The sequence below is a fragment of the Belnapia mucosa genome, assembly GCF_016775475.1.
Taxonomy (GTDB): Bacteria; Pseudomonadota; Alphaproteobacteria; order Acetobacterales; family Acetobacteraceae; genus Belnapia; species Belnapia mucosa.
The window spans coordinates 833,263-847,939 of sequence record NZ_JAEUXJ010000001.1 but is presented as its reverse complement, the minus strand read 5'-3'; the positions used below and the strand labels follow the sequence as shown (position 1 = coordinate 847,939).

15 protein-coding genes are annotated in these 14,677 nt (G+C 69.2%); 8 read left to right on the top strand and 7 right to left on the bottom strand.

All coding sequences use genetic code 11. The features are described from left to right. Positions 1 to 41: 41 nt before the first annotated feature. From JMJ55_RS04190 to JMJ55_RS04170, 5 genes are all read right to left on the bottom strand, one after another. On the bottom strand, positions 42 to 1,511 hold the full coding sequence (locus tag JMJ55_RS04190; protein ID WP_202824206.1) for a class I adenylate-forming enzyme family protein: 1,470 nt from the start codon (positions 1,509 to 1,511) through the stop codon (positions 42 to 44). Continuing rightward, positions 1,508 to 1,912, bottom strand: a complete 405-nt coding sequence (locus JMJ55_RS04185; RefSeq protein WP_202824205.1) for a PaaI family thioesterase — start codon at positions 1,910 to 1,912, stop codon at positions 1,508 to 1,510. Before JMJ55_RS04185 ends, JMJ55_RS04190 begins: the two co-directional genes overlap by 4 nt. Then, entirely contained in the window at positions 1,909 to 2,913 is a 1,005-nt protein-coding gene (locus tag JMJ55_RS04180; protein ID WP_202824204.1) for a zinc-binding dehydrogenase, read from the bottom strand. Before JMJ55_RS04180 ends, JMJ55_RS04185 begins: the two co-directional genes overlap by 4 nt. Positions 2,914 to 2,984: 71 nt before the next feature. Beyond that, positions 2,985 to 4,016: an L-idonate 5-dehydrogenase gene (locus JMJ55_RS04175; protein ID WP_202824203.1), complete on the bottom strand. Its 1,032-nt coding sequence runs from the start codon at positions 4,014 to 4,016 to the stop codon at positions 2,985 to 2,987. Then, complete coding sequence (locus JMJ55_RS04170; RefSeq protein ID WP_328702564.1) at positions 4,013 to 4,960, bottom strand: 2-hydroxyacid dehydrogenase; 948 nt, start codon at positions 4,958 to 4,960, stop codon at positions 4,013 to 4,015. Before JMJ55_RS04170 ends, JMJ55_RS04175 begins: the two co-directional genes overlap by 4 nt. 47 nt (positions 4,961 to 5,007) lie before the next feature. Between JMJ55_RS04170 and JMJ55_RS04165 the strand changes: the two genes are divergently transcribed. The 5 genes from JMJ55_RS04165 (at position 5,008) to JMJ55_RS04145 (ending at position 9,961) form a co-directional block, all read left to right on the top strand. Continuing rightward, the gene (locus tag JMJ55_RS04165) at positions 5,008 to 5,775 is read left to right on the top strand and encodes an SDR family oxidoreductase (protein ID WP_202824202.1); all 768 of its coding nucleotides are present in this window, start codon (positions 5,008 to 5,010) and stop codon (positions 5,773 to 5,775) included. Positions 5,776 to 5,859: 84 nt separating this feature from the next. After that, the gene (locus JMJ55_RS04160; RefSeq protein WP_202824201.1) at positions 5,860 to 7,032 is read left to right on the top strand and encodes a thiolase domain-containing protein; all 1,173 of its coding nucleotides are present in this window, start codon (positions 5,860 to 5,862) and stop codon (positions 7,030 to 7,032) included. A gap of 5 nt (positions 7,033 to 7,037) precedes the next feature. After that, entirely contained in the window at positions 7,038 to 7,436 is a 399-nt protein-coding gene (locus JMJ55_RS04155; RefSeq protein WP_202824200.1) for a Zn-ribbon domain-containing OB-fold protein, read from the top strand. 76 nt (positions 7,437 to 7,512) lie between these two features. Beyond that, the gene (locus tag JMJ55_RS04150) at positions 7,513 to 8,316 is read left to right on the top strand and encodes an enoyl-CoA hydratase (protein WP_202824199.1); all 804 of its coding nucleotides are present in this window, start codon (positions 7,513 to 7,515) and stop codon (positions 8,314 to 8,316) included. A gap of 10 nt (positions 8,317 to 8,326) precedes the next feature. Beyond that, positions 8,327 to 9,961 carry an acyl-CoA synthetase gene (locus JMJ55_RS04145; RefSeq protein WP_202824198.1) on the top strand — a complete coding sequence of 545 codons (1,635 nt, stop codon included), beginning with the start codon at positions 8,327 to 8,329 and terminating at the stop codon, positions 9,959 to 9,961. Between the two features lie 9 nt (positions 9,962 to 9,970). Here JMJ55_RS04145 and JMJ55_RS04140 read toward each other — a convergent pair whose 3' ends face one another. After that, entirely contained in the window at positions 9,971 to 11,137 is a 1,167-nt protein-coding gene (locus JMJ55_RS04140; protein ID WP_202824197.1) for a multidrug effflux MFS transporter, read from the bottom strand. 192 nt (positions 11,138 to 11,329) lie between these two features. On the opposite strand from JMJ55_RS04140, the gene rutA reads away from it, so the two are divergent. Then, the gene (gene rutA / locus JMJ55_RS04135; RefSeq protein WP_202824196.1) at positions 11,330 to 12,406 is read left to right on the top strand and encodes a pyrimidine utilization protein A; all 1,077 of its coding nucleotides are present in this window, start codon (positions 11,330 to 11,332) and stop codon (positions 12,404 to 12,406) included. Between the two features lie 48 nt (positions 12,407 to 12,454). Continuing rightward, entirely contained in the window at positions 12,455 to 13,036 is a 582-nt protein-coding gene (locus tag JMJ55_RS04130) for a malonic semialdehyde reductase (protein WP_202824195.1), read from the top strand. A gap of 30 nt (positions 13,037 to 13,066) precedes the next feature. Here JMJ55_RS04130 and JMJ55_RS04125 read toward each other — a convergent pair whose 3' ends face one another. Next, positions 13,067 to 14,353, bottom strand: coding sequence for an amidase (locus tag JMJ55_RS04125; protein ID WP_202824194.1), 1,287 nt, complete (start codon positions 14,351 to 14,353; stop codon positions 13,067 to 13,069). 90 nt (positions 14,354 to 14,443) lie between these two features. Between JMJ55_RS04125 and JMJ55_RS31510 the strand changes: the two genes are divergently transcribed. Next, complete coding sequence (locus tag JMJ55_RS31510) at positions 14,444 to 14,566, top strand: hypothetical protein (RefSeq protein WP_268885231.1); 123 nt, start codon at positions 14,444 to 14,446, stop codon at positions 14,564 to 14,566. Positions 14,567 to 14,677: the final 111 nt, after the last annotated feature.

The following is a 14,677-nucleotide window of genomic DNA, read 5'->3' as shown; positions in this document are numbered from 1 at the left end:
GACAGAACACAATACCTTATAGCACGATTCCAAACCGGATTTTACGCCGATCCCTCCCTCGCCCAGGCAGCGAGTTGGGCCTTGTCGATCTTGTTGGTTCCCATCAGCGGCAGCGCATCCACGAACCAGATCCGGCGCGGATGCATATAGGCGGGGGCATGGGCCAGGGCATGGGCCTTCAGCTCCGCCTCCTCCACCGCGGCGCCGGTGCGGCGGACGACGAAGGCGACCGGCTTGGTACCCTTGATATCGTCCGGCACCGGGATGACCGCCGATTGCTCCACCCCCGGATGGGTCTCGAGCACCTTCTCCACCTCGCTCGGGAAGATGTTCTCGCCGCCGGAGATGAACATGTCGTCCACCCGGCCGACCACGGTGAAGAACCCATTCTCATCCACCGCAAAGACGTCGCCGGTGACGTAGAATCCGTCCGGCGTGATCGGCGGCTTGAGGTCCGGCCGGTTCCAGTAGCCGTTCATCATGCCGGGGCATTTCTGCTCCAGCACGTTCTGGGCGTTGAGCCGGAGCTCGACCGCCGGATGCGGGGTGCCGACCGAGAGCGGCGGCGTTGGCAACCCCTTCGGATGCGGCCCGAAGACGACCGGCCCGCATTCGGTGGTGCCATAGCCGTTGACAAACTTTGCCTGCGGAAATGCCGCCTTGATCGCGGCGAGCAGCGCCGGCGAGGTCGGGGCGGAGCCGCAGCGAACATGGCGGACCGAGGAGGTGTCGGTCGTCGCCATCAGCTCCCGCTCCTGCAGCAGCATCGCCATCATCGGCGGCACGCCGGTAATCCAGGTGGCGCGGTGCTCGCCGATCGCGCGGATATAGGCGCGGGCCTCAAATTGCGGCAGCAGCACCACGGTGATGTGGGCAGCGCTGGCAAGCTGGGCCAAGGCGAGGCCGTTCATGTGATAGAGCGGCGCCGCGATCAGCGCCCTCTCCTGCCGCATATCGGCACCCTGAAGGCGCTGATCCACCACCCAGAGATGCGACTGGTGCGAGAGGACGACACCCTTCGGCCGCCCGGTCGAGCCGGAGGTATAGAGGAAAAGCGCCGGCTCGGCGGGCTCGGGCGTCACCGCCTCGAAGGGGCCGGGATCGAGCAGCGCATCCCACTCCGCGCTGCCCATGGCGATGGCCGGAATGCCTTCCGGCACGGCGCCGAGGCGGGCGGCATCGGTGAAGACCAGGCTGGCGCCGCTGTTGCGCAGCACATAGTCGACCGTCGCCGGCGGGAAGCGCCAGTTCACCGGCACCGCCACCAGCCCGGCGCGCATGGCGCCGTTCAGCGCCGCCAGGAACTCGACTGAATTGGCGGCGAGGATGCCGATGCGGTCGCCGCGCTTCAGCCCCCGCCGCAGCAACCCGCGCGCCACGGCATTGCTCAGCGCATCCAGCGCGCCGTAGGAGACGTGGCGCGCCTCGCCGGTCGAGAGGTCGATGAACGCCGTCTTCTCCGCATCCGCGGCGGGATCGATCAGAGCGCCGAGATTGCGGAAGGGAATCACTTCGGCGACGCGGTGAGATAGACGCCGCGGCCGGAGGCGCAGAGCTTGCCGTCGAGGTCGAAGATCGAGGCCTCGGCGACCGAGAACATGCCGCCCTGGCGCACGATCTTGCCCTTGCAGATCAGGTCGCCCGGCATGGCCGGCCGATGGTAGTCGACGCGCATATCGACGGTCGGGATGCCGCGCCCAAGCGCCGCACCCAGCGCCCAATCGGCGGCGAGGTCGACCAGCGCGGCGAGGATTCCGCCATGGGTGTAGCGACGGTCCGGGTTCACCACCCATTCCTCGCGCCAGGTGGCGCGGATCTCGATCTCGCCCTCGCCGAAAGAGACCACCTTCAGCCCGAGCCACTGGTGATAGGGCGCGCGGGTGACCAGCGCCTGGAGTTCCTCGAGCGTCATGGCGTCACCACCACCTTGCCCATGACCTTGCGGTCGCGGATCAGCGCCAGCCCCTCCGCCGCCTGTTCCAGCGGCAGGACCTTGTCGATGACCGGCTTCATCTGCCCCTTCTGGATCATGTCCATCAGCGAGGAGAAATCCTCGTTGTAGAAGCTGTTGCTGCCGATGACCTGCAGTTCGAAGGTCCAGATGAAGCGCAGATCCTCCTTCGGGTCGAAACCCGCCGTCGCGCCGCAGACAAGGATCTTGCCGCCGCGCTTCACGCAGCGGAGGCCAGGGCCCCAGGTCTCGCCGCCGGTGTAATTGATGAGGACATCGACGCCGCCCTCATAGCTCCGGCGCTGCGGCTTGCCGAAGCGCTCCACCGCCCATTTGGAGAAATCGACCTTCTGGTAGTCGATCGCCTCATCGGCGCCGATCTCCAGCATGCGCTGGCACTTCTCCGGCCCGCCGGCCGCGGCCACCACATGGGCGCCGAGATGCTTGGCCAGCAGCACGCAGCCCGTGCCGACGCCGCCCGAGGCACCGAGGATCAGCACATTGTCGCCGGCCTTGATCGTCTTGTGGGTGACGATCATCCGATGCGCGGTGCCATAGGCGACCGGCAGCGCCGCGGCCTGTTCGAAGCTGACGCCTTCCGGCAGGCGGATGAGCTGGTCGGCGGAGACAAGGCAGTATTCCGCCATGCCGCCATCCAGCATCTCACCCATCAACCCCTTCTTCTTGTTGATCGGGTTGACGAGGACGCGGTCGCCCGGCGCCCAGCCCGCGACATCGGCGCCGACCTCGGTGACCTCGCCGGCCATGTCGAGGCCGATGACGACCGGCATCGGCACCTTGATGCCCGGCATGCCCTTCACGGTGAAGACGTCGTGGTAGTTGAAAGAGGAGGCGCGGACGCGGATCACCACATGCCCCGGCACCGCCTGCGGCGTCGGGTAATCGGTTTCCAGCGCCAGCACGTCGAGATCGCCATGCTGGCGGAGTACGAGGGCTCGCATCGTCCCGGGCCATCCTTTCTTCCAATTGGCCGTAGCCTGCGACGGCTCCGGCCTGGAATCAAGGCGGGGGGTCAGAAGGCGAGTTGCACCTTCATCGCCCGGCTGCGGTCGGCGGCCAGGTCGAAGGCCGCCACTGCCTCCGCCATGGGCAGCGTCGCGGTCAGCAGCGGAGTCGGGTCGATATCGCCACGGCCCAGCACCTCGACCGCCAGGGCGAATTCCTCATGGAAGCGGAAGGTGCCGCGCAGAGAGACCTCCTTCGCCACCAGCGCCGAGAGCGGCAGCCCCACATCGCCGCCGAGGCCGAGCTGGACGATCACCGCTCCCGGCCGCGCCACATGGATCGCCGAGGCCAGCGCTGCGCCGCTGCCCGAGGCCTCGAAGACCAGGTCGAAATGGCCCTTGTCGAGGGCATAGGGCAGCAGCCCGTCCGGATCCTCGCTCATCGACAGGGTCCGGTCGGCGCCCATGCGGCGGGCGGTCATCAGCGGCGTCGAATGCAGATCCGTCACCACCACCTCCCGCGCGCCCGCATGGCGGGCGACCGCGATGGCGAGGTTGCCGATCGGCCCGGCCCCCGTCACCAGCACCCGCGCGCCCAGCATCGGCCCGGCCTGGCGGCCGGCATGCAGGCAGACCGCCAGCGGCTCGGCGAAGGCGGCGAGCTCGGGCGCCATCCCCTCCGGCAGCGGCACGGCGCGTTCCGCCTCGCAGACCAGCAGTTCGGAGAAGCCGCCCTGGACATGCGGCATGCGCATCGCGCTGCCGTAGAAGCGCATCTCCAGGCAGTGGTTCGGCCGCCCGGCGAGGCAGTGCCGGCAGGCGCCGCAGGGCAGGCTGGGATTGACCGCGACCGCTTGGCCGGGCGCGAGGCCGGTGACCCCTTGCCCCAGCGCCTCGATCGTGCCGGCGATCTCATGGCCGAGCACCATCGGCTCCCGCAACCGGACGGCGCCGAAGCCGCCATGCAGGTAGTAATGCAGGTCGGAGCCGCAGATGCCGCCCGCGCGGATGCGGATGGCGACCTGGCCTGGTCCGGGCGCCTCGGCCGGACGCTCCTCGACGCGGAGATCGCGCGGCGCGTGGATGACGACGGATTTCATGGCTTGATCTCCGTCGGCAGGGGCTGGCCGGCGAAATGCGCGGCCAGGTTTTCCTGCATCAGCGCGCCCATGGCGCGGCGCGTCTCCACCGTGCCGCTCGCGGCATGCGGGGCGAGCACGACATGCGGAAAGCTGGCGAATTCCGGGTCGATATCGGGCTCGTTCCAGAATACGTCGAGCCCGGCCGCGGCGATGCGGCGGCTGCGCAGCGCTTCCAGCAGCGCCGCCTCATCCACCACCGAGCCGCGGCTGACATTGACGAAGATGGCGCCCGGCCGCAGCGCCTCGATCGCGGCGCGGTCGATCAGCCCCTGGGTGGTCGGTCCGCCCATGGCGCAGCAGACCATGATGTCCACCTCCGGCGCCAGCGCCGCCGGACTAGGGTAGAAGGGATAGGGGCAGCCCTGCTTCGGCGCGCGGCCGCTATAGCTGACCACCATCCCGAAGCCCTCGGCCCGCCGTGCCACGGCCGAGCCGATGCGCCCAAGGCCGACGATGCCCATCCGCTTGCCCCAGACCCGCGTCGTCAGCGGCATCGAGCCTTCGCGCACCCAGCTCCCATCCCGCACCCAGGCATCGGCGGCCGGGATGCGGCGGGCGGCGGCGAGCAGCAGGGCGATGCCGAGATCGGCCACATCCTCGGTCAGCACATCCGGCGTGTTGGTGACGGGGAGGCCGCGCTTCGCGCAATAGGCCCGGTCGATGGCATCCACCCCGACGCCATAGCAGGCGACGATCTCGAGCCGCGGTAACTGGTCCATCAGCGCCGCCGAGGCGCCGATCTCCCCCTTGGTGACGATGGCGCGGATCGCCGGCCCATGCTCGGCGATGAAGGCCGCCTCGTCCGGCGCCTCATAGAGCAGGCGGAGGGTGTAGCGCTCCGCCATGGGCTCCAGGTCCCAGTCCGGCAGCACGCCCATCACCAGAACCTCCGGCTTGTCCACGGCCGCCTCCCCTGCTTGTCTCCGGGCGGGAGTTAAGGGAAGCCGCCATGTCGCTCAAGCTCTTCGACCTCACCGGCCGCAGGGCCCTCGTCACCGGCTCCAGCCAGGGGATCGGCCTGGCCCTGGCCCGGGGTGTGGCGGAAGCCGGCGCCGCGGTGGTGCTGAACGGCCGCGATGCCGCCAAGCTGGACCGCGCCGCCGCCAGCCTGCGCGAGGCCGGGCTGCAGGCCGAGATCGCCGGCTTCGACGTGACCGACCCGGCGGCGGTCGAGGCGGGCGTCGCCCGGATCGAGGCCGAGCTCGGCCCGATCGACATCCTCTTCAACAATGCCGGGGTCAATCTGCGCGGGCCGCTGGACGAGATGCCGGACGAGACCTGGCGGGCGGTGATGTCCACCAATCTTGACAGCGCATTCTATTGCGCCCGTTCGGTGGCGCGGCGGATGATCCCGCGTGGCCGGGGCAAGATCATCAATACCTGCTCGGTGATGAGCATGCTCGGGCGGCCGGGAACGGGCCCCTATACCGCGACCAAGGGGGCGCTCGGGATGCTGACCAAGGCCATGTGCGCCGATTGGGCAAAGCACGGGATCCAGGCCAATGGCATCGCGCCTGGCTATTTCAGCACCGAGCTGACGGCCCCGCTGCGGGCGAACCGTGAATTCGACGAATGGCTCTGCAAGCGCACCCCGGCCGGGCGCTGGGGGGAGCTGCCGGAGCTGGTGGGGGCGGCGATCTTCCTCGCTTCCGACGCCTCGGCCTATGTGAACGGCCATCTTCTCTATGTGGATGGTGGCCTCACCAGCGTGGTGTGACCGGGCCCGCCCCCGCTTGACGCGGCGGCCGCTTCGGAGAACGGTAAGCCAGCTATCGATCGACACAGGGAGGGCGCCGCGCCCATGAGCATCAACGGCAAGGCCTATATCGTCGGGGCCTTCGAGCACCCGACCCGCAAGGCGGACAACCAGTCCGTCGCGCAGCTCCATGCCGAGGTCGCCTATGGCGCCCTGCAGGATGCCGGCCTGACCAAGGACGACATCGACGGCTTCTTCTGCACCGGTGCCGCGCCCGGCCTCGGCCCGCTGAACATGGCCGACTATCTCGGCCTGACCAAGCTGCGCCACTTCGACAGCACGGATGTCGGCGGCAGCTCCTATGTCATGCATGTCGGCCATGCGGCCGAGGCCATCTCCATGGGCCTCTGTGACATCGCGCTCGTCACCCTGGCTGGCCGTCCGCGTGCCGAGGCGATGGCGACCGGCACCGCGCCGCGCACCTGGGGCGCCAATGTGCCCGACGACCCCTTCGAGATGGTCTATGGCCGCACCGTCGCCAACGTCTACGCGATGTGCGCCATGCGCCACATGCACGAGTTCGGCACGACCTCGGAGCAGCTCGCCTGGATCAAGGTGGCGGCCAGCCACCATGCCCAGTGGAACGAGCATGCGATGCTGCGGAAGGTCGTCACCGTTGAGGACGTCGTCAACTCCCCGATGGTCGCCGACCCGCTGCACCGGCTCGACTGCTGCGTCATCTCCGACGGCGGCGGCGCGCTGATCCTGGCCAAGCCGGAGATCGCCAGGTCGCTCAAGCGGCCGCTGGTCAAGGTGAAGGGCCATGGCGAGGCGACCAAGAACCAGAATGCCGGCTACACCGACGTCACCTTCTCCGGCGCCCGCTGGTCCGGCCCGCGCGCCTTCGAGGAGGCGGGCGTCACGCCGAAGGACATCCAATACGCCTCGATCTATGACAGCTTCACCATCACCGTGCTGATGCAGCTGGAAGACCTCGGCTTTTGCGAGAAGGGCCAGGGCGGGAAGTTCGTCGCCGATGGCAACCTCATCTCCGGCGTCGGCAAACTGCCCTTCAACACCGATGGCGGCGGGCTCTGCAACAACCACCCGGCCAATCGCGGCGGCATGACCAAGGTGATCGAGGCGGTGCGCCAGCTCCGCGGCGAGGCGCATCCGAAAGTCCAGGTCCCCGGCTGCACCCTGGCGCTCGCGCATGGCACGGGCGGCCTGCTCGGCACCCGCCATGGCAGCGCCACCGTCATCCTCGAGCGGGAGTAATCAAGATGGCAACGCCTGCTTCCAACCGCGCCCTCCCCGCCATCGCGGTGGACCCGACCAACAAGCCCTATTTCGACGCCGCCCGCGAGGGCCGCATGTTGATCGGGCTGTGCAAGGATACCGGCAAGCATTTCTGGTATCCGCGCGGCTGCTCGCCCTTCACCCTCTCGAACAATGTCGAGCTGGTGGAGGCCAAGGGCACTGGCACCGTCTACACCTTCTCCGTCATGCGGACGAAGGAGCCGTACTGCGTCGCCTATGTCGAGCTGGATGAGGGCATCCGCGTCTTCACCAATATCGTCGATTGCGACCTGGACCAGGTGAAGATCGGCCAGAAGGTGAAGGTGGTCTTCAAGCCGACCACGGGCGACAGCCCGCCGGCGACCATGTTCACCCCGGTCTGACCCAGATCTAGCCCGGGCTTGCCGGCCCGGCCTTCCCTGGCAATATGTTGCGTATTGTCCAGGGAGGCAGAGGGCGATGACAGGCGAGAATACGCCCCCGGTGACGCGCCGGGACGAGGGCGCGGTCGCGGTCCTCACCCTGGACCGGCCGGCCGCGCGCAACAGCCTCTCCCGCGCCATGCTGGCCGCCCTGCAGGCGGCGCTGGACGGGGTGGCGGCCGATCCCGGCATTCGCGCCGTGGTCCTGGCCGCCGAGGGCCCCGCCTTCTGCGCCGGGCATGACCTGAAGGAGATCACCGCCCGCCGGGCCGATCTGGATGGCGGCGCGGCTTTCTTCACCGAGACCATGGCGGCCTGCTCCACGGTGATGCAGGCGGTCGTCGCCCTGCCCCAGCCCGTCATCGCCGCCGTCCAGGGCATCGCCACCGCCGCCGGCTGCCAGCTCGCCGCCAGCTGCGACCTGGTGGTGGCGGCCGAGAGCGCGAAATTCTGCACCCCCGGCGTCGATATCGGCCTGTTCTGCACCACGCCTGGCGTCGCCCTGGCCCGCGCCGTGCCGCGCAAATCCGCCATGGAGATGCTGCTGCTGGGTGAGATGGTCCCGGCCGAGGAGGCGCGGCGCATGGGCCTCGTCAACCGCGTGGTCCCGGCCGACGCCGTGTTGCCGACCGCGCTCGATCTGGCGGGGCGCATCGCCTCACGGTCGGCGGTCGCGGTGCAGATGGGCAAGCGCGGCTTCAACCGGCAGGCGGCGCTGCCGCTGGCCGAGGCCTATGACGCCGCCGGCCGGGTGATGGTCGAGAACCTGCTCGCCGAGGATGCGGCCGAGGGCATCGGCGCCTTCGTCGCCAAGCGCCGGCCGGAATGGCGGCATCGCTGAGGAGGCACCCATGGCCGCACAGGATTACCAGGCGAGGCTGGAGCGGAACGCCGCCAACCACCAGCCTCTCACGCCGCTGCTCTTCCTCGAACGCGCGGCGGCGGTCTTCCCGGACCATGTTGCGGTGGTGCATGGCACGCTGCGCCGGCCTTATCGCGCGCTGCGCGACCGCTGCGTGCGCCTCGCCTCGGCGCTGGCGCGGCGGGGGATCGGCCGGGGCGATACGGTGGCGGCGCTGCTGCCGAACATCCCGGCGATGCTGGAGTGCCATTACGGCGTGCCGATGGCGGGCGCCGTGCTGAACACCATCAACACCCGGCTGGATGCCGATACCATCGGCTATATCCTGAACCATGGCGAGGCGAAGGCGGTGATCGTGGACCGGGAATTCATCCCCGTCCTGCGCGCCGCCCTCGCCATCAGCGGCGCCACGCCGCTGGTGGTCGAGGTGGATGACCCGGAGGCGCCGGACTCGGCGCGGGCCCAGACCATGGGCGGCCTCGACTACGAGGCGCTGCTGGAGGAAGGCGATCCTGCCTTCGCCTGGGCAATGCCTGGCGACGAGTGGGACGCGATCACGCTCAACTACACGTCCGGCACCACGGGGCGGCCGAAGGGGGTGGTTTATCATCACCGCGGGGCACAGCTGCTGGCGACGGGCAATGTGCTCTCGGCCAGCATGGCGCGGCATCCGGTCTATCTCTGGACCTTGCCGATGTTCCATTGCAATGGCTGGTGCTTCCCCTGGACGGTCTGCGCCGTCGCCGGCACCCATGTCTGCCTACGCGCGGTGCGCGGACCGACGATGTGGCAGCTCATGGCCGAACATGGCGTGACCCATATGTGCGGCGCGCCGGTCGTCATGGCGACGCTGCTCGACACGCCGGAGGCGGAGACGCGGCCCCTGCCCCATCAGGTGCAATTCGTCACCGCCGGCGCGCCGCCGCCCGAAGCGGTGCTCGGCCGCATGCGGGAGGCGGGCTTCGCCGTTCTGCATGTCTATGGCCTGACCGAATGCTACGGCCCCTCGGTGGTGAATGAGTGGAACCGCGCCTGGGACGCGCTGCCGGCGCCCGACCAGGCGCGGCTGATGGCGCGGCAGGGCGTGCGCTACCTGGCGCTGGAAGCGCTGGATGTCATGGACCCGGCGACGATGCAGCCCGTCCCAGCCGATGGCACGACCATGGGCGAGGTGATGATGCGCGGCAACGTCGTCATGAAGGGCTATTTTAAGGACCGCGCCGCGACCGAGGCGGCCTTCGCCGGCGGCTGGTTCCATACCGGCGACCTCGCGGTGCGCTACCCGGACGGGTATATCCAGCTCCGCGACCGCTCGAAGGACATCATCATCTCGGGCGGGGAGAACATCTCCTCGATCGAGGTGGAGGATGCGCTCTACAAGCACCCGGCCGTGGCGCTGGCGGCGGTGGTGGCAAAGCCCGACGACAAGTGGGGCGAGGTGCCCTGCGCCTTCGTCGAGCTGAAGCCCGGTGCCGAAGCGACCGAGGCGGCGCTGATTGCCCATTGCCGCGAGCGGATGGCTGGCTTCAAGGCGCCGAAGCAGGTGATCTTCACCGAGCTGCCGCGCACCAGCACCGGGAAGATCCAGAAGCATATCCTGCGCGGCCAGGCGCGAGGCGGCTGAACCGCCCCGTCAGCGCACCAGCAGCAACCGGCTGGCCAGGCCGGCGATGCCGGAGACGGCAATGACCGCCGCCATCGGCAGCGCCGTGCCGTCGTAGAAAGCGCCGACCAGCGCGCCGCTGATAGCCCCGCCACCGAATTGCAGCGTGCCGATCAGCGCCGAGGCGCTGCCCGCCGCCCGCCCCTGGGAGGACATCGCCAGCGCCGCGGCGATCGGCATCACCATCCCGATGCTGGCGACGAAGACGAAGAGCGGCAGCGCGACCAGCCAGACATGATCGCTGCGCGAGAACAGCGCCAGCAGCACCCCCGCCGTCGCCATCGACAGCAGGCCCCAGAGCAGCACCCGCTCCGGCGGATGCCGCTGCGACAGCATCGCATTCAACTGCGAAACGGCCATGATGCCGACCGCATTCGCCCCGAACAGCAATCCGTACCAGCCCGGCGCGACGCCATGCAGCTCCATGAAGACGAAGGGCGAACCGGCGATATAGGCGAACATCCCCGCCATCGGCAGCACGCCCGAGAGCACCAGCCCCATGAAGCGCCGCGTCCCGAGCATCCGTCCGTAAACCATGAGCACGCCGGCCAAGCCCTCGCGCCGCCGCCGCTCGGGCGGCAGCGTCTCGGGCAGGACCAGCCCCACCACCAGGGCCAGCCCGGCGCCATAGATGACCAGTGCCCAGAAGATCGCCCGCCAGCCACCCCAACCCAGCAGCAGCCCGCCGATCGAAGGCGCGAGGATCGGCGCCAGCGTCACCACCAGCATCAGCCGCGACATCAACCGGATCGTCGCCGTGCCTTCGGAGACGTCGCGGACGATGGCGCGGGCCGTCACCATGCCGGCACAGCCGCCGAGGCCCTGTACGAAGCGCCAGAGGCTCAGCCAGCCGATCTCCTCGGTCAGGCCGCAACCGACCGAGCCGAGGACGAAGATGGCAAGCCCGGCCAGCAGCGGCGGCCGGCGGCCAAAGCGGTCGGTCAGCGGCCCGAAGACGAGTTGTGCCAGGGACATGCCGGCGAAGAAGGTGGCGAGCGTCGCCTGCACCCGGGCCGCATCGGTGCCGAGCCCGGCGGCGATGGCCGGAAAGGCCGGCAGATACATATCCGTCGCCAGCGGCCCGAAGGCCGACATCGCGGCGAGGACGGGGAGCAGGTAGAAGGGAAGGCCCGGCATGGTTCAGGGTTAGCACCCCATATTGCACCGCACCATGCCCCTGCCCGCCTGCCATATTTCTGGGCGCCCGCACCCGGTCTGCCTGCCGCTGCAGCCAAACCCGCCCCGATGCGCCGTTTTCCGCGCCAAGCCCCACCTCCCCGCCCCTGTCCCGGTGGGTAGGATGCCGGCTCGCGGAACCGGAGCGGGCCCATGGATGTCGGCGTCTTTCTTCCCATCGGCAATAATGGCTGGCTGATCTCCAGCACCTCGCCGCAATACATGCCGAGCTTCGACCTGAACCGGGAGGTGACGGAGAAGGCGGAGCGCTACGGCTTCGACTTTGCCCTCTCGATGATCAAGCTGCGCGGCTTTGGCGGGCCGAGCCAATATTGGGACCACAATCTCGAAAGCTTCAGCCTGATGGCCGGGCTGGCGGCGGTGACGACGCGGATCAGGCTCTTCGCCTCGGTCGCGGTGCTGACCATCCCGCCCGCGGTGCTGGCGCGCATGGCGGTCACGATCGACAGCATCAGCCATGGCCGCTTCGGGGTGAACATCGTCTCAGGCTGGCAGAAGGCGGAGTATGAGCAGATGGGAATCTGGCCCGGCGAGGCGCATTTCGCCCGGCGTTACGAATACTGCTCGGAGTATGTGACGGTGATGCGGGAGCTCTGGGCGACCGGCCGCTCCGACTTCAAGAGCGAGTTCTTCCGGATGGAGGATTGCCGGGTCAGCCCGTTGCCGACCCGCCCCATCGGGATCATCTCGGCCGGCCAGTCGAATCGCGGCATGCAATTCGCCGCCGAACATGCGGACTATAATTTCATCAGCGCCGGCGGCATCAACGACGTCTCCCAGGTACGGCCGCATACCGAAAGGCTCCTGGCCGCCAACGCCGCCGCCGGCCGCCGGTGCGGCGCCATGCTGCTGATGATGGTCATCGCCGATGAGACGGATGAGGCCGCGATGGCGAAGTGGCACCACTATGTTGCCGGCACCGACCTGGAAGCTCTGGCCTGGCGCGACGCCCAGGCGGCGGCCGATGTGAAGGCCGAGGCGCATAGCACGGTCGGCCGCATGGTCCGCTCCGACCGGGTGCCGACCAATATGCTGCGCCTGATCGGCTCCTATGAGACGGTGGCACGGCAGCTCGACGCACTGGCGGAGACACCGGGTCTGCAGGGCGTGATGCTGACCTTCGACGACTTCCTCATCGGCATGGAGCAATTCGGCACCCGCATCCAGCCCTTGATGCGCTGCCGCCGCCACGTTGCGCAGGCCGCGTGACGGCTCCCGCCACCCACGCTAAGACAAGGCAACGAAGGAGACCCCCCGATGCCCGACCAGGCCGCCATCGACACGCTGTTCCTCAACGCCCGGACCCAGAACAAGTGGACCGAGGAGCCGGTCACCGAGGCGCAGCTGCGCCAGATCTACGACATCCTGAAATTCGGCTCGACCTCGGCCAATTCCTCCCCGGCGCGCTTCGTCTTCGTCACGACGCAGGCGGGGAAGGAGCGGCTGGCGCCGGCGCTCTCCTCCGGCAACCTGGCCAAGACCATGAGCGCACCGGTCTGCGCCATCGTCGCGCAGGACATGGAATTCTACGAGAAGCTGCCGCACCTCTTCCCGCATGCGGATGCGCGGTCCTGGTTCACCTCCAGCCCCGAGCTGGCGGCGGAGACGGCCTTCCGCAATGCGACCCTGCAGGGCGCCTATCTGATGATGGCGGCGAAGCTGGTCGGGCTCGATGTCGGCGCCATGTCCGGCTTCGACAAGGCGAAGGTCGATGAGGTCTTCTTCGCCGGCACCAAGGTGAAGTCGAATTTCCTGGTAAATATCGGCCATGGCGACCCGAGCGGCGTCTTCGACCGCTTGCCGCGGTTGAGCTTCGAGGAAGCCTGCACCATCGCCTGACCGGCAGACGGGGCCCCTGGCGGGGCCTCGTCACCCCGCGTCGATCACCGGCGCCACCAGGGCCGCCACATCCAGCAGCGCCGCATCGCCGAAGCGCGGCCCGACGATCTGCACCCCGACCGGCATGTTATGCGGCCCCCGCATGCAGGGGATGCCGATGCAGGGCACGTGCAGCAGCGTCCACATGCTGTTGAAGACCGGGTTGCCGGTATCCTGCCGGCCGAGCGGCGCCTCGCCCACCGCCGCCGGCGTCAGCACCGCATCGAGGCGCGGGAAGAGCGCATCGAACAGCTTCCGGCACTCCGCCGCCAGGTTATAGGCACCGGCCAGCTGCGGCCCGCTGATATCGGCGGCATTCTCGACGCGGTCGCGGAAATCGGCATGCAGCTTGGCATGGGCGGCGACATATTCCTGCAGGAAGGCGCCGCGCCCCTCGCCCAGCAGGACCACGCGCTGCGCCTCGGTGATGCCCTCGAAGGGCTGGGGCAGCGCCAGCACCTCCACCATCGCCCCGGCCGCTTCCAGCCGCCGCCCGGCCAGGTCCAAGGCCTGGCGGGTCTCCGCCGAGGCCAGATGCCAATTGGGCCCGCCGCAGAGGCCGATGCGCAGCTCGCGCAGTCCTTTCCCCAGCGGCCGGTCGAGATCGAACAGGCGGAAGGCCTCCGCCACCAGCCGCAGATCGGCCGGCTCCCGCCCATACCAGCCGATGGTGTCGAGGCTATGGGCGTAGCGCTTGGCGCCTTCGCTATTCACCACCCCATGCGTCGGCTTCATCGCATAGACGCCGCAGAAGGAAGCGGGGCGGATGGTGCTGCCACCGGTCTGGGTGCCGAAGGCCAGCGGCACCATCCCATCGGCCACGGCCGCGGCCGAGCCGGAGGAGGATCCGCCCGGCGTCCGCGCCGGGTCATGCGGGTTGCGCGTCAGGGCACGGCGGCCGGCGGCGGCGAATTCCACAGTATCGGTTTTGCCGAGGATGACCGCCCCCTCGCCCCGCGCCACGCCGACGCAGGCGGCATCCCGCCCCTGCCGCAGGCCCTGATAGATCGGGGAATTGTAGGTGGTCGGCATGTCGGCGGTGTCGATCATGTCCTTCACGCCGATCGGCAGGCCATGAAGCACGCCCATCTCGCTGGCCTTGTCCACCTCCCGCGCGCTCGCGATGGCAAGCTGCGGGTCGAGGAAGCTCCAGGCCTTCACCACCGGCTCGCGCTCGGCGATGCGCTCAAGGCAGGACCGGGTCAGCGCCTCGGCGGTCAGGCTGCCCTCGCGCAGTCGGAGGGAGGCGGCACTCGCGGTGAGCTGCCAGGGTTCCATGGGGTCGACTCCTCTGCACAATCCAAAAGCCCTGCCGGGCCCGGTACGGTCAATCCCCTGCGGTCGAAGGGCGGCGGCCAGGCGGCGGCGATGCAGCAGGCAGAAGAGAAGCCGAGAATACGCGCCGGCCGTGCCGCCTCGGCTGGCAAGCCCGCCAGCCGCAGCCCGGCGACCGCCAGCAGCGAGCCGATCAGCCAGGGCAAGGGCAGGTGAAGGGCGGCCAACAGCCCGCCCCCCAGCCCGCCCGCCATGGCCCCGAGCAGCAGCCGCCCAGCGCGCGCCGCCGTCATCGGTCCAGTCCGGCCTCGCCCGTGCCTGCCATGC

Bases quoted from the DNA above. Each gene is read 5' to 3' on its own strand.
- JMJ55_RS04185 (WP_202824205.1), bottom strand. From the start codon at position 1,912: ATGACGCTCGAGGAACTCCAGGCGCTGGTCACCCGCGCGCCCTATCAC.
- JMJ55_RS04180 (WP_202824204.1), bottom strand. From the start codon at position 2,913: ATGCGAGCCCTCGTACTCCGCCAGCATGGCGATCTCGACGTGCTGGCG.
- JMJ55_RS04175 (WP_202824203.1), bottom strand. From the start codon at position 4,016: ATGAAATCCGTCGTCATCCACGCGCCGCGCGATCTCCGCGTCGAGGAG.
- JMJ55_RS04165 (WP_202824202.1), top strand. From the start codon at position 5,008: ATGTCGCTCAAGCTCTTCGACCTCACCGGCCGCAGGGCCCTCGTCACC.
- JMJ55_RS04160 (WP_202824201.1), top strand. From the start codon at position 5,860: ATGAGCATCAACGGCAAGGCCTATATCGTCGGGGCCTTCGAGCACCCG.
- JMJ55_RS04155 (WP_202824200.1), top strand. From the start codon at position 7,038: ATGGCAACGCCTGCTTCCAACCGCGCCCTCCCCGCCATCGCGGTGGAC.
- JMJ55_RS04150 (WP_202824199.1), top strand. From the start codon at position 7,513: ATGACAGGCGAGAATACGCCCCCGGTGACGCGCCGGGACGAGGGCGCG.
- JMJ55_RS04145 (WP_202824198.1), top strand. From the start codon at position 8,327: ATGGCCGCACAGGATTACCAGGCGAGGCTGGAGCGGAACGCCGCCAAC.
- JMJ55_RS04140 (WP_202824197.1), bottom strand. From the start codon at position 11,137: ATGCCGGGCCTTCCCTTCTACCTGCTCCCCGTCCTCGCCGCGATGTCG.
- rutA (WP_202824196.1), top strand. From the start codon at position 11,330: ATGGATGTCGGCGTCTTTCTTCCCATCGGCAATAATGGCTGGCTGATC.
- JMJ55_RS04130 (WP_202824195.1), top strand. From the start codon at position 12,455: ATGCCCGACCAGGCCGCCATCGACACGCTGTTCCTCAACGCCCGGACC.
- JMJ55_RS04125 (WP_202824194.1), bottom strand. From the start codon at position 14,353: ATGGAACCCTGGCAGCTCACCGCGAGTGCCGCCTCCCTCCGACTGCGC.
- JMJ55_RS31510 (WP_268885231.1), top strand. From the start codon at position 14,444: ATGCAGCAGGCAGAAGAGAAGCCGAGAATACGCGCCGGCCGTGCCGCC.